The organism is Dyella silvae, from assembly GCF_026421305.1.
Lineage (GTDB): Bacteria > Pseudomonadota > Gammaproteobacteria > Xanthomonadales > Rhodanobacteraceae > Dyella > Dyella silvae.
The window spans coordinates 637,877-653,381 of the sequence record NZ_JAPJBQ010000001.1; the positions used below are offsets into that span (position 1 = coordinate 637,877).

At 62.7% G+C, this 15,505-nt stretch carries 8 protein-coding genes; all 8 read left to right on the forward strand.

Features of this window, described 5'->3' with window-relative positions; genetic code table 11:
* Positions 1-372, forward strand: a complete 372-nt coding sequence (locus OQE56_RS02955; protein ID WP_267221373.1) for a GPW/gp25 family protein — start codon at positions 1-3, stop codon at positions 370-372.
* The gene (locus OQE56_RS02960) at positions 369-2,924 is read left to right on the forward strand and encodes a putative baseplate assembly protein (RefSeq protein ID WP_267221374.1); all 2,556 of its coding nucleotides are present in this window, start codon (positions 369-371) and stop codon (positions 2,922-2,924) included. The genes OQE56_RS02955 and OQE56_RS02960 overlap by 4 nt, the downstream gene beginning before the upstream one ends.
* Positions 2,921-5,650 carry a baseplate J/gp47 family protein gene (locus OQE56_RS02965; protein ID WP_267221376.1) on the forward strand — a complete coding sequence of 910 codons (2,730 nt, stop codon included), beginning with the start codon at positions 2,921-2,923 and terminating at the stop codon, positions 5,648-5,650. Before OQE56_RS02960 ends, OQE56_RS02965 begins: the two co-directional genes overlap by 4 nt.
* Positions 5,650-7,863, forward strand: coding sequence for a hypothetical protein (locus OQE56_RS02970; protein WP_267221378.1), 2,214 nt, complete (start codon positions 5,650-5,652; stop codon positions 7,861-7,863). Before OQE56_RS02965 ends, OQE56_RS02970 begins: the two co-directional genes overlap by 1 nt.
* 13 nt (positions 7,864-7,876) lie before the next feature.
* Positions 7,877-11,218 (forward strand): DUF6519 domain-containing protein, encoded by a 3,342-nt coding sequence (locus tag OQE56_RS02975; RefSeq protein WP_267221381.1) that lies wholly within the window; start codon positions 7,877-7,879, stop codon positions 11,216-11,218.
* Between the two features lie 35 nt (positions 11,219-11,253).
* Positions 11,254-11,652, forward strand: coding sequence for a tail protein X (locus OQE56_RS02980; protein WP_267221382.1), 399 nt, complete (start codon positions 11,254-11,256; stop codon positions 11,650-11,652).
* Positions 11,653-11,911: 259 nt separating this feature from the next.
* The gene (locus OQE56_RS02985) at positions 11,912-13,327 is read left to right on the forward strand and encodes an eCIS core domain-containing protein (RefSeq protein ID WP_267221384.1); all 1,416 of its coding nucleotides are present in this window, start codon (positions 11,912-11,914) and stop codon (positions 13,325-13,327) included.
* 339 nt (positions 13,328-13,666) lie between these two features.
* Positions 13,667-15,496, forward strand: a complete 1,830-nt coding sequence (locus OQE56_RS02990) for an eCIS core domain-containing protein (protein WP_267221386.1) — start codon at positions 13,667-13,669, stop codon at positions 15,494-15,496.
* The last annotated feature ends 9 nt before the right edge of the window (positions 15,497-15,505 follow it).

The following is a 15,505-nucleotide window of genomic DNA, read 5'->3' on the forward strand; positions in this document are numbered from 1 at the left end:
ATGAGCGGAAACATTGCCTTCCCCTATCACTTCGATGCGCGCGGCCGTACCGCCACGACGGATGACGACACCCATCTGCGCGATCTGATCGAGCAGGTGCTGATGACCTGTGCCAGCGAGCGCGTCAACATCCCCAGCTTTGGGTGTGGCGTGCCGCAACTGCTGTTTGGCGCCGCCTCCGACACGGTGGCGGCCACGGCGCAATTCCTGATCCAGGGTGCGCTGCAGCGCTGGATGGCGCCGAAACTCCTGCTGCAGGATCTCACCGTAACCGCGCAGGACGATGCGCTGGTGATCGACATCACCTATCTCAACCGGCTGACGCAGGAACAACGCACGGCCAGCTTCTCATCCCCGGTGCCATCGCCATGACCATGTACCTGTGCTGCGACCAGAATCGCCGCACACTGGTGCGCGGTAGCAGCCTCAATGGCATCGACTGGCTGGACGTGGTGGACCTGGAAGCCCCCACGCCACCGCTGCGGCAACGCCAGCTTCGCGTGGGTTTCGTCAACACCCCGCCACCGAGCGCGCTGACGCCAGCCAATTTCACCATCACGGGAGGCGAGCGCATTGTCGGCATCGTGGTCGATCAAGTGACCTACGATGGCCCGGTCGTGGTGCTGGATCTCAGTGCGTACGGCGATTTCTCTCCCTATGCGCTGCATATCGTCGATTCCAGTGGCAACCCTTTGGCCGGCCTCGACCCTTTGCTGGCGAGCATCACCTTCAACTTCAAGGTGGAGTGCCCAACCGACATCGACTGTCAGCAGGCGGTGTGCTGCCGACCACCCGCCGAGCCCTTGCCGCCGATCGATTACATGGCCAAGGACTATGCAACGTTTCGCCAGCAAATGCTCGATCGCATGAGCGTCACGGCGCCAAGCTGGACTGAGCGCGACGAGGCAGATCCCGGCGTTGCGCTGGTCGAAGTGCTGGCCTATGTCGCCGATCATTTGAGCTACCAGCAGGACGCCATTGCCACCGAAGCCTATCTGGGCACCGCGCGACGCCGCGTTTCCGTGCGCCGGCACGCCAAGCTGGTGGACTACGTCATGCACGATGGTTGCAACGCGCGCGCATGGGTCGTCCTTACCGTCGCCTCGGCGGCGGATGGCAAAACGCTGCCCGGGCCTCAGCCGAGTGGTTTTCCGCCGCAACCCGGCACCCTGCTGGTGACGAAAGTAGCGGACGGCGCCGCGATCGACCTGCTTCATCGCAACGCGGCGCTTTCAGCGACGCCAACGTGCTTTGAAACCATGCACGACTTGGTGCTGTACAGCGAACTCAACCGCCTCGACTTCTACACCTGGGGCGACGCCCGCTGTTGTCTGCCGAAGGGCAGCACCTCTGCCACCCTGCTTGCGCCCTCCACCGATATCGACCTGCGCGGCCGCGTGCTGCTGGTGCAGGAGATGCGCAGCCCGACCACCGGCCTTGCCGCCGATGCCGACACCTCACACCGCCAGGCATTGCGCGTGGTGACGCAAGATCCGTTGCCGGGGCAGCCGGCCAAGACCGATCCGGTCACTGGCACATCGATTGTCGATATCACCTGGGGGAGTGCCGATGCACTGACTTTTCCCTTATGCATTTCGTCGGTTACCGACGCCGCGCACGGCGGCGTGCCGCTGAACAACGTGAGCATCGCGTGGGGCAATGTCGTGCTGGCCGACCACGGACTCAGCCAAAGCGTGGAAAGCCTTGGCGCGATGCCGGAGCCGTCGCTGTATGCCGTCAGCGCCTGCGCGGGCGACCCTTGCCAACCGTCACCAGCCAACGCCATCCCTGCGCGCTTCAACCCTGCCCTCGCGCAATGGCCGCTGACGCAACAAGGACAGGTGATCGTCGACAGTGTGTTTGAGGGCGAGCCGGAGGCGGCGCTGCTGCCCTTTGATCCCGCTGCGGCCGCCAGTGCCGCGATGCAATGGGATATCGCCAATACGGTTCCGGCCATCGCACTGGCCAGCATGGGAGCGGGCGGCACCGAGCTTTGGATGGCGCGGCACGACTTGCTGGAAAGTCATCCCACGTCACCGGATTTCGTGATCGAGATCGACAGCGACATGCAGGCTCGCTTGCGCTTTGGCGACGATGAGTACGGCCTGCGCCCTGTTGCTGGCGACGATTTTTCGGCGGTGTATCGGGTGGGCAACGGTACGGCCGGACTGGTGGGCGCCGGGAGTATCGCCAACGTCGTCGCTCCGTTGACGGGCACGTTGCCGCCGGGCATTCAAACCGTCACCAATCCACTGCCTTCGCTGGGTGGCATCGATCCAGAAAGCATCGAGAGCGTCCGTCAGTCGGCGCCCGCAGCCTTTCTGGTGCAGGAGCGCGCAGTGACGCCTGCGGATTACGCCGCGGTCTCGTTGCGCAACCCTTTGGTGTCGGCGGCATCGGCAGACTTCCGCTGGACTGGCAGCTGGTACACCGTCTTCGACACGGTGGATCGCCCGAATGGCATCGCCGTGGATTTGCCGTTCACCACATCCATAAGAGCCTGGTTGGAACGCTATCGCGTGATCGGCCACGACTTGCAGGTCAATGCACCCAGCATGGTGCCGCTGCGGATCGACATGCAGGTGTGTGTGCAATCACCGTGGTTCCGCGCCGATATCGAGCGCGAGCTGCGACTGCTCTTCGGCACGGGCACGCTGACGGACGGCTCGGATGCATTCTTCAACTCCAACCAGCACACCTTTGGCGAAACGCTCTATCTGAGCGCGCTTTACGCACTCGCCCAGTCCGTTCCCGGTGTGGATGCCGTCGACATCACGCGATTCGAGCGGCTCTATCAACCGAGCAGCGACGGGTTGACCAAGTGGAAGCTGACGTTCGCGCAAACGGAAATACCGCATTGTGACAATGACCCGAACTATCCAGGTCATGGCGTGCTGAACCTGACGGTGCGAGGTGGCCAATGAGCGAGCCATCGACCACGCCGTGCGGCGCCTGCGCGGGAGTGACCGCATCGACACCCGCCGGCATCAGCAATCGGCCCGGCCTGCCTTCGGTTTCCGTTCGGGTGGGCACCTACACGACGTTTTTGCGCAGCATGCTGGCGGGGCTGTCCGATACCGATCGCCCGGCTCTGGTGCCGCTTACCGCGCGCACCAGTGATGATTTCTCCATCGCGGTGCTCGATGCCTTCGCCATCGTGGCCGACATCCATACCTTTTATCAGCAGCAGTTTGTTCAAGAGTCCTATTTGCGCACGGCCACCGAGCGGCGCTCCGTTCTCGAACTCGCACGCCTGATTGGCTACGAACTGAGCCCCGGCGTTGCGGCGCATACCTCGCTTGCTTTTGGCATGGAAACCACGGCGGGCTCGCCAACCCTCTTGAGCCTGCCGAGCGGCACGCTGGTGCAAAGCACGCCGGGGCCAGGGCAGCAAGCGCAAGCCTACGAATCCATCGAAGCCCTTACTGCACAATCGGCATTCAGCGCATTGACCGTACGCCTGACCGAGACCGTCATCCCGCACCAGGGCGATGCCGACATCTGGCTGCAAGGCGCTTCACTGAGCCTCAAGCCCGGGGACCCACTGGCGCTGGTGGGCAGCGAGAAGGTGCTCGATCCCAACAGTGACCACTGGGATTTCCGGCGCATCGCGTCGGTGGATAGCGACGCCAAGCGCGGCATCACGCACCTCACCCTCGAAATACCGGTGGCCCCTACCCCGCCCGAAGTGCCAGCCGCACTTCCAGGCGCCTATGCACTGCGGCGGCAGGCATCGCTGTTTGGATACAACGCGCCTTTATGGGGAGGCCTGCCGGTAGCCCAGCGCATTGGCGAGTACGACCCCCAGCACGGAAACTTCATCGATGGCGCCTATGCCGGCCGCAGTTCGAGCTGGGCTGAAGCGGCACTGCCTTCGGGAACCACCCATATCTATCTCGATGCGGTGTACTCGCAGATCACCAATGCGTCATGGATCGTGCTTACCGAAGCGGGCTCCCACATCAAGCCGCCTGCCCAGCTCTATCAGGTGACCGACACCGTCGATACGAATCAGGCGGACTTTGGCATGAGTGGCCGCGTCAGCCGCGTAGGCATAACGGGCAAGCACATCGACTGGTTCTCGCCACGCAATGCCGCCGTCTATGTGCAGAGTGAACGGATTCCGCTTGCCGAGCGCCCTCTGCTCGACCCCATGGACACCGGCAGCATTCAGTTGAGTGCGCGGGTCGCCGGGCTCGTGGCCGGACAATCCATCATCGTCACGGGAAAGCGTGCAAGGGTGTCGGTGCCACCGGCGGTGTCGCTGAGTCTGGAGGCGCAGGATGCGTCGAGTGCGCGAACGCTGGTCTCCGGTGAACAACTATTCGTAGTGAGTCTCGGTGCCAAGGCCAGCAACGGCTCGCGTATCTACACCCTGGAGACCATGGATGGCTTTACCGGAACCGTGACGACGGACGACACACAGTTGCTGTGGACGCCGCCCGCCGATGCCGATCCCGTGCTGGCCGACCTCACCACCATTGCCGATACCTACGATGCCGACGATTTGCTGCACACCTATATCGATGTTGCTACGGCACTGACGCATGCCTTCGACCGGGCATCGGTCATCGTCTATGCCAACGTCGCGGCGGCCACCGCCGGGCAGACCGTGCAGGAACTGTTGGGCAATGGCGACGCATCGACGCCGTTCCAGAGTTTTACACTGAAGCAACCACCCTTGACGTATGTCGCCGCGGCGACGCCAAGCGGCGTCAAGTCGACGCTCAGGGTGTTTTGCAACGATGTCGAATGGTCGCTGGTCGACACGCTGTATGCCCAAGGCCCGCGTGCGAAGGTCTTCACGACACGACGCGACGATGCGGGCAATACCCGTGTGTTGTTTGGCGATGGCGCGACTTACGGCGCACGACTGGCCACCGGCGCCATGAATGTGCGGGCGATCTACCGGACCGGTATCGGCAGTGGCGGCAACGTCGATGCCGGACAGGTCAACGTGCTGCTAAGCCGGCCGCTCGGACTGAAGTCCGTCACCAACCCGTTGCCCTCCATCGATGGCGCCGATGCAGAACCCCAGGAACAGGCGCGCACCAATGCGCCGCTGAGCGTCTCGACCCTGGGCCGCGCGGTATCCATCAAAGACTACGAAAACTTTGCGCGCGGCTTCGCCGGTGTTGCCAAGGCGCTGGCGACATGGACATGGGATGGCGCGGTACGCGGCGTGGTGCTGACGCTGGCTGGCATCGATGGCGCTGCCGTACCGGCGGATGGACAGCTCGCCGGCAACCTCGCAGCGGCCCTGGCGAATTTTGGCGATGCGACCATACCGGTCAATCTTCAGAGTTACGCGCCCATCACCTTCCAGCTCGGCATCAACATCCTGCCCGCGGACCCCACCGCGCTTGCTGAAACACAGCAGGCGGTGACAAATGCGCTGCGGTTGGCCTTCAGCTTCCATGCGCGTGACTTCGGTCAATGGGTCAGCTTGTCGGAAGTGCTGGAGGTGGCGCAGAACGTCGCTGGCGTCCAGGCCGTGCAGATTACCCAGCTCTATCGCAGCGGAGACACACCCGGACTTAATCCATTGCTGGCAGCGGCAACAACGCCATCAGGCGGACAAGGCGCCGCGCCGGCTGTGCTGCTCACGCTCGATCCAGGCCCCCTCGTCAACATGGGAGCGATGAACTGATGTTCGATATCGAAACCGTTTATGCCCTGCTGCCGGCGTGGACGCGTTCGCGTGACGCACTGCAAGGCGGCGCGCTCAAGGACTTCCTGTCGGTGATCGTCGACCAGGTGGCAACGCTGGAAGAGGATCTCGCGCAGAACTACGACAACCTGTTTATCGAAACCTGCGCGCCCTGGGTCGTGCCCTATATCGGAGATCTGGTACAGGCCACGCCGCTGACAGACGAAACACGGGTCGTTCCGTCCACCACCATCGCCGCGTTGACCACCGACCTGGTCGGCCCGATCTTTCTCCCTGGCATTGGCTTGCGCTCACGCGCGGACGTGGCCAAGACCATTTACTACCGGCGTCGCAAAACCACCCTGCCGATGCTGGAACAGCTTTCGTCCGACGTCACGGGCTGGGCCGCGCACGTGCGCGAGTTTTTCGTGACGCTGGCCTGGACACAGGCGGTTCGCAATCACGTACGGCTCGACAGCTTTTACGCACCGGACCTGCGCAGCATCCCCGACATCGATCGCATCAACGGCCCCTTCGATACCGCGCCGCGCGTGGTGGATGTACGCACGCCACGTCAACTGGAGGGTTGGCACAACATCCCGAACGTCGGCATTTTCCTGTGGCGCCTGATCAGTTCGCCGCTGTATCAGGCCGCCGCGCGCATCGATGCCAGCAGCGGCGGCAGTGGCTTTCATGTCAGTGCGCTGGGCCAGGATGCGCCGATGTTCACGCGCTGGCAGTCCAGCCTGGACGCCACCTTGCCCAGCGCCGAACCGTTACTGCCGGGCCCTGTTCGCCCCGCCGCGTTCTACGACGATCTCACGCAATACGCAGCCGCCGGAAGCACTGCTCCTTACACGCAGTATTACGGGCGTTTTGGCCTGGACCTGCCCACGCCAGGCGTGCCTGCAGGCAGTTTCTTCATCGTGGCCGATGGTACGGCCGTGCCTCCTGCCCAGATTCAGAGCATGAATCTTTCGCAATGGCGGCAACCGCCGGCAACGATGGTCGGGGTGGATGTTGCATTGGGGCGCCTGAGTTTCGGCACCGCATGGGCGGCTGCCGGCCTGTCGGGACCCAAACAAGTGCGCGTCAGCAGCTTCCTTGGGTTTCCGGCGAACCTCGGCGGCGGTGGTTATGACCGGCAGAACTGGCTGGTCAATCGCACCATGCCGGGCCTGCAAGTGTTCACCGTCGGCACGGGCGGCACCTATACAACCCTTTCAGCCGCGCTCACCGCCGCTGCCGGCATCCAGAACGTACTGATCTCGATTCAGGACAGCAACACCTATGCAGAGCCGCTCAATATCGAGCCAGTGGATGGCGGCTCGCTCACCATCGAGGCCGCCGATCAGCACTGGCCGCACGTACAGGGCGCGGTGACGATTAACGGCGCTCACCCGACCGCGACGGTTACGTTATCGGGCCTGCTGATGGAAGGCGCAGTGCAAATTGCCGACAGCCTGTCCCGCTTTCGCCTGATCCACACGACGCTCGTGCCCGGCCTGGCCATCGACACTCCACCGCCGTCACCGGTGTTGCCAAGCCTGGTTGCACAAAACGCCGACACGCCCATCGATATCGAACTCATCTTCAGCGTCAGTGGCCCCGTGCAAATGGCGCCACTGGAAAGCAGCCGCCTGTGGGTGCTCGACAGCATCATCGACGGCGTGAATGGGCCGGCCGTGACCGGACTGAGTGGCACGCCCAACTGGGGGCCGCCCGCTTGGATCGAGCGCAGCACGCTGGTAGGTGCAACCTGGTTCCGCCAACTGATCACGGCGACCGAGGCGCTGTTTACCGACGTCGTGTCGACACTGCATCGGCAGCAAGGGTGCGTGCGTTTCAGCTTTGTGCCGGATGGATCGAGCACCCCGCGCCGCTACCGTTGCCAACCCGACCTGGAGATAAGCAGCGAAGTCGACAAGGCCACGGGAGGTGGCCCGCCGCTGACGGATGCCCAGATCAAAGTCATTCACGATCACGTCGTGTCATGGCTGTTACCCGCTTTCACCCAACGCAACTACGGACAACCCGCCTATTTGCAGCTGCACTTGCATGCGCCACGACAGATTCGCGAAGGCGCGCAAGACGGCTCGGAAATGGGCGTCTATTGCCACCTCAAACAACCGCAAGCGCTGAAGAACCTGCAAATAAGGTTGCAGGAATATCTGCCTTTCGGTCGCGAGGCCGCCACCCTGTTCGTTACCTGAGCGGAGAACCATTATGGCCGGGGACTACTCCCGCATCGCGAATGGGCTCTACAAGCACTACGCCGAGGTGCTGATGCAGCAAGGCCGGGCCCATCTGGACGCCGACTGGAACAGCATGGCGCACTTCGCTGCGCGACGCTGGGATACGCAGGCTGCCGACACCTTCGGCCCGGCGGCCGTGCCGACGCTGACCACGCCCAACGGCTTCAAGATCACTGCCACCAGCAGTGGCACCGACCTGGCCATCGGCGTCGGCCGCTGCTATGTCGACGGCATTCAGGCTGAGCTGTTCAACGGTGAGACCGTCAACGGTCAGCCGGTGACGTATCTCAATCAACCCTTCTATCCCAACCCACCGGCCATCAGCGGCAGCGGCCTGGTGTATCTGGACGTGTGGAAGCGCGAAGTCACTTACATCGAGGATCCCGATCTGCTCGATGTTGCACTGGGCGGCGTGGACACCACCACGCGCATCCAGACGGTGTGGCAAGTCAAACTGCTCTCGAGCGCTTCGGCAGGAAACACCCAGCTTTCGTGCAGCACCGACCTGAGCGGACTGCTGCCGCCGTCGGCCGGGCAGATTTCCACCCAGGCGGTTGCGCCCGTGGCGCCCACCGATCCGTGCATCCTGCCGGACCAGGGTGGCTATCGTGGCATCGAGAACCGCCTGTACCGGGTAGAGATTCATACGGCCGGCGACATCAGCAGCGCACGCTGGAAATGGTCACGCGAGAACGCGTCGATCGTCAGCCGCATCACGGGCATAACCAACGCCGCCACAAGCTGCAAGCTCACCGTCGATCGCATCGGGCGCGATGCCGTGCTGCGCTTCAAGGCGAATGACTGGGTGGAGATCATCGACGACGCCACCGAGCTGGCGGGACTGCCTGGGACCATGGCGCAAATTGTCGGTCCACCCGATGAAACCACCCGAAGCATCACACTGGATCGGCCGTTACCGGCCAGCTTCAACGCCGCCGACCCTGCGCGTCACACGCGACTGATCCGCTGGGACCAGTCGCAAGGCGTCGACAGCAATGGCCTGCTGCCCATCACCGCAGGCTGGATGGATCTCGAAGATGGTGTGCAAGTTGCGTTGACACTGGATGGCACTGTCACCAACGGGCAATTCCACACGGCAGACCATTGGTGTTTCGCGGCGCGCACCATCGACGCTTCGGTGCAGACGCTGACCAAGGCGCCGCCGCTTGCCATCCATCACCACTTCGCTGTGCTGGCCAGCTATACGACCTCGGGCAGCACCGTGACAGTGGGCAGCGATTGCCGGGTGCCGTGGCCACCGAACGTGCCGACGGAAACGGGTTGTGGCTGTACCGTGTGCGTGGACGCGACGGACCACAACGCCGGCACCGCCACCATCGAGATGGCTATCGAGAAAGTCCGCAGCACGGGTGGGCGCATCTGCCTCGGGCCGGGCGTGTTCCACCTCGGCGCAACACTGATGATGGAGAACCTGAGTGCCGTGACTCTCTACGGACAAGGGCCGTCCACGGTGTTGTTGTTTGCGGGCGACGGACCTGCCGTGCAAATCGCCACGGGCCTCGGGCTAAGCATCGAGGAACTCACTGTGCTGGCCGTTGCCATTGCACCCGGCGCAACGCTCGCGAGTGGCGCCCCCGCACCCGCGAGCATTCCGGTAGCCATCGGCATCCTGCTGCGCAACTCGGCGGAGATTGCGATCGAACGTTGCGGCATTCTGGCCGTGTCGTCCACATCCAATAAAACCGCGGCCGCAGCGCCCGCGCCAGCGCCTGCGAGTGGGCTGGAAAATGCGGTCATTGCCTATCAAGCCCCACTCGCCAGCTCATTCAACCCCGGCGGCATGGCCATTGCGCTGGATGGATTTCTGCTGGAAGTGCTGATTCGCGACAACGTGCTGGTGGCTGATCTTGGCGTCGGCAAGCTTGGCCTGCTCCTCAACAACACCGCAGCTGGCGCTACCGTGGCCAAGGGAACGACGCTTGCGGCCGTTCGCGACATCCTGATGGCGGGTGACCTGGAGATCATCGACAACTGGATGCCGTGCGCCCTGGCGGGCATTGGCATTGCCGATCTCAACAGCGATACCGCACTGAGCGCGTTTCTGTTGGAGATCTCCTTGTCGGCCAACCGCTTCCTGGGTTGCCGTACGGCCGGCATCGGCATTGAAGGCGTCGCTCTACCCGATGCGGTGGTGCGGATCGAGCGAAACCACGTTGATGTGCAAGGCATCGGTATCGTTTGCGGCACCGATGGACTGGTCGTCTCCGACAACTTCATCACTCAGGCGATGAGTGGCGCGAACGCTTCGACGCTTGGGAAAACCAACGTGCAGTTGCTCCCCGCCGCGATTCAGATCGGCTCGGTGCCTGGCGGCAAGCTCCCGGTGACCGAGGCGCACGTCAGCCGCAATCACATCACGCTCTTCGGCGGCCCAGGCATTCAGGTGACGGGTGCCGTACTGGTCAGCTCCATCATCGAGAACTCGATCACCGAAGTCACCGGGCACGGCATTCTGGCCTCGGGCACAGGCACGCCCTCGGAAATCATCATCCGCAACAATGAAGTACTTGCCGTACTCGAACCTCCCGCCCCGCCGTCGAACCTGGCCAGCAACAACCTGACCGGCACCTTCGCCAGGGAATACCTGAAGGCCGATATCAGCCGCCAGGCATCGGCCACGGCGGCCATCGTCGGCATCGAAGTCGTCGGCATTCCCACCACGGTGATCCAGAACAACACCGTGGGCCTGGTCGGCAATGCCGCCAATCAGCCCATCGCAGCCGCAGGCATTCTGCTGCAGAAGGTGCAGGCAGCCACGGTGTCGGGCAACGACATCAGCGACATCGGGGTGCCCGGGTCGCTGGATCAGCCAAGCTACGGCATCGCAGTGGCATCCGCCTTCACCCAGCTGGTCGCCTCAGACAACCTGGTGCGCCAGAACAGTACCGACACCTCGCAAACCGGGCGATTCACCGCGCTCTTCATCAATGACGCCAACGGCACCGGGGAGATGTTCACGGCCGAAGGCAACATGATGTCCGGCAACAGTGCCGTCCCGCTGGTCAATATCGGCCATAGCGGCCATTGCCTGTTTACGGGCAATGCGTGCAACCAGTTCAACACGCAGCAAACTGGCGAACCGGCTGCTCAGTTGACGTGCGACACCGCCATCGCCGGCAATAACCGCATAGTGTGCGCCAACACCCAGACGGGGCTCGCCATCACCGTCAGCACCAGCGACCCCAAGGCGCCGCCGCCCGCCACGGTGCTAGGCAACATCGTCAGCCATGCCATCACTCTCAATGGCGCGGCGCTGGGCACGCCATGGGCGCCACTGAACATTCTGACCTGAGCGAGATCACCTGACTGGGTTCCGGAGTAAATCGCATGCAGATCGTGTCCTTATCCAACGAAACCACCGTGGCCGACCTGGCCTCACGCGTTTACGGCCTGAAGGCAAAAGACCCGCGCCTTGCCGGAGCGAGCGCCGCATTGACTGCCTCCAACCCAGCGCTCAGGGGCGACATCAGCAAGCTTCCCGCCGGCACTCCCGTCGTCGTGCCACCGATATCGGATCTGAGCGTCAGCACAGCGAACAGCATCAACCCTCAACGCGAGGCGCTGTTGACCACACTCAATCAACTGGGGAGGTCGGTGAAACAGGCGTCCGCCGCGCAATTGGCGGGTGTCACCGAGGGGTTGAGCCACAGCCAGGCACCGGCGCGCGCCGCGGCCATCCAGACGCTGAATGACGACGTGGCGGCGTTCGTCAAATTCCACGGCTGAGCCGCATGGAGCAGCCGGGCAGCGCTTGATGGGCAAGTCCCGCGGGAGCGCGTCAATGAAACGCACATGGCCCTCTCTCACAAAAAAACCTTCTACTGAAGCGATCGCTCCGCCGGCCAGACTTCCGGAAGTGCCCAGATGCACGCAGGAAGCACCGGGGAAGACCGGCCCCGCTGGCCAATTCGATCTCAGCGCGATCAGTGTCGGACCGCCACCAGCAACATCTCCCCTTGAGGCCACGCCCTCCACCGGCAACGCCATGGATACAGCCACCCGCTCGCCATTGGAGCAACGCCTGGGCCAGGATTTCAGCAACGTCCGCATTCACACCGAAGCCGGCACCCACGTGGACAGCCAGGGTGCACGGGCAGTCACCGTTGGCGAGCACGTTTTCTTTGGCACCGATCGCTATTCGCCTGAAACCGTCACTGGGCGCCACCTGCTTGCGCATGAACTGGCTCACGTCGCACAGCAACGCTCAACCGCAGGCACAACGGACGACTCAGCCACCGAGATGCGGTTCGACTCAGCCGAGCGCGAAGCATCGAACGCTGCATCCACCGTGCTGACGGGTGCCCCTGTACAAGTCCGCACCAGCATGGCCGCTGGCACGATACAGGCCAGCGCAATCAGCGACGAGGTCGACGACTGGCTGGCCAAGGGGAGCAAGGCCAAGGTCTTCGACGTACTGCGCGCGCACGGCGCATTCAAAACGCCCGACGCCGACTTGAACAAGGTGCTCGACAAAACCTTTGGCCCAAATACCGACCCGGCAACGACGACCGACAACCGCTGGCTGGCCGACCGGTTGATCGAGTTCGGCCCCGAGCCCATGTGGCCGTTGGCCGCGATCACAGAGCGCGAGCGGCGGGCGCACGGTCATCACTGGGGAAAGGAAGCGGGCAATATTGAGGGCACATTCGATGCCGGCCCCGGCAAACAGTTGATCCATGCGTTCTACTTTCCGGGCACCAGCGACAAGCGGGCCATGATCATTGGCGGCGTGCATGGCGATGAAACGGCGGGCGTGGATGTGGTGAATCGCCTGCTCGCGCAAATGACCGCCCCCGGCGCGGCCACGCCGTTCTATTCCGTCATCATCGTACCCAAGCTTTTTGGTACCAATGTCGACGCTAAACGCCGCAAGACACCGGGGGAAGCCGACCCCAACCGGCAGATGCCCAAACTTGGCGCCGGCGTCGACCCCGCCAAGAACCAGGATTCGGAAGGGCGCACGATCGAACCGGAGAATCTCGTGCTGCTCGACCTGATCGAACGCTTTCAACCCGAACGCATCGCCAGCGTCCACGGCCACGGCAAAAAAGGGCCGGGTGCCGCAAGCATCACCTCGGATCCGCGCCCCGGCAAAGACGCAGACGACAACGCACTGGCACTGAAGATGGCACACGAGGCCAAAAGCCTTGGTGCGCGAGTACCGGGCAACAAACTCGGCACCAAAGGCGAAACCGCCACCTACCCTACCGATAAGTCACCGCATGAAAAGGGCGTCAGTTTCGGTAGCTACGCATCGCACGCGACAACCACAAGACCCGCCATGAACGCCATTCTGATCGAGACGCCGGGAAAGCCCGTAGGCAAGTTGACTGCCGCTCGCACCGTCGAGCTTGAAGCGCTTGCCACGGTGTTGCGGGATATTTTTCTCGGCGCGCCTTAGGACTCTTTTCACGCACCTTGAGGCGAAGACGACATTTGCCTGAAGGTCCGGCCCGAGCCATGCAGAACTTGCCGGCTATCGCGATCCGCAGGTCGCTCGCCGACAAAAGAGGTTGCCATGGGAACGCAATTCACACCGCCCTCGCGACGACAGAACAAAACCGAGAGTGCGCAGAGTCCGAAGCGCGATCACGTGCAGACCTCACGGTCGAGCACGACGCCTCGACCGAATACATCCGTCACGGAAAGGAGTGATGAGCTCCCTTCCCACACCCATTCCCTCGAGGGAATTTCCGTCCTCCCACCGCAGCGAAGCGCAGAGACAACGCCACCCTCCGAGATGCCACTACTGATCGGATCCACCATCGATCCACTCGAAGCAGCCGCGGAACACGCAGCCGCCACGTCCGACAAAGCGTCGATAAGCAACGCCACGGCCCCGCGCTCGGGACAGGAAGCACCACCCATCGTCCGGGAGGCTCTGGCCGCGCCGGGCCACCCGCTTGCAACGCCCGTCAGAACCCGGTTCGAGGCACGGTATCAGCACAACTTTTCGGGCGTGCGGCTGCACTCGGATGGCGTTGCCGCCCGCTCTGCCGCAGCCATCGGAGCTCAGGCCTATACGGTGGGCGAGCACATCGTATTGGGATCAAGCGCATCGCCGCCGGCTGTCCTTGCCCATGAGCTCGCTCATGTCGTTCAACAAAGCAGTGCATCCATGCCGTGGGTGCAGCGGCAACCTCTGACCAACACGCCACCTGCGCCACGAAAGGATTTCGTGTTCCTGATGGGAGAAGACAAGAGGGGCACCAAAAACCCCTTCTTTGAAGCGGCATCCATTTACTTTCATGCACACGTCCCCGCTGCAACCTTTGTCACGGACCAGCGCACGATGGAGGGTTTGCTCAACTGGATCTCGGCCAACGTGAAAGATCCCATTGGCAACCTGTATATCGTTTCCCACGGCAACGAGGATGGCACGCTGTCATTTGGCATTGGCTCCTCCGCCAAAATGATGGTCCTCGATCTGCGCAATGCGCTACACCCCTCCGGCGGAGGGCCAAGCAGCCTTCCCAGCCTCCCCTCAAACATTATCGACGAACAGACAACCATCCATATCAAGGGCTGCGACATAGGCCGAACACGGGAGATGGTCGTACTTATCGACGAAGCGTTTGGTGGCAAAGCCACGGTGACTGCACCCACGCACGAACAGAAATATCAAGACGATCCAGCGCTTGGCGCAGCGGCTCGCAAGACAGCACACGACCAGCAAATGTCGACCTTTACTGCAGGGTTGCCCGCCCTACCCCCAAAGCCGGCAGCCGTGGATCCCAAACTGAAAGGCGATGCACGCAAAAAGGCGCAGGCGGACTTCAAGCAAGCCGAGCAAGCGTTGAAAAAGGCGCAGGACGATCGCACCAAGGCAATCGCTGATGAAGAAAAACGCATCAAACCCGGCCTCGATACCATCGAGAAAGAGGCGGGCGTCGTGGATTCGCTTTCTGGACCGATGTTCCAGCGACCCGGCACCAAGCTGTTCACCGAAGGTGAACTCAAGCCAGACATAGACCGACTGTATGGACACCTGTCAGAAGATCAACGCAAGTCGCTTGCGAAGAACCTGGTCGCCCGCGATCGCGGCGTAAAGGGTGATCAGCAGGGCCAGAAGATCGACCGTTTGGAATTTCCATCGGCACCCGTTGAGGAGCCAGCCTCATTGCAGGAAGTACTTGCCATCCACGGAAAGGAGTTGAAGGACGACCATTTCCAGGCAAAGTCCATCCAATCCACAAGGAAAACGGGCCCCTCTGGCACCGAGCTAACCATCACCATCAGCGGTGTCTCGCACCCACCGGACAAGGACCCGTTTGATGACACGCGCCCCCTTTCATTAACGATACCGGACGACAAGAGCATTATTGACGGCGGCAAGGCGAAAACTAATAACCCAGACCGTTACGCGTGGCACGTCGAGCGCAGGCACGCGAGCTCTGGCTTCACGACCCTGGTAGCCGTGGGCGAGCGCGTCGTGGCGTACCTGCATCATGGCTCGCTGGACGCAGCGCCGCACGACCATTTCAGCAAACCAGAGAGCGACGCGAACTTCTACACCACCGTCACGCCTCCGCCACCACCGCCGGCAGGATCGGGCACAACGAAGCCCTGAGTGCGCCGC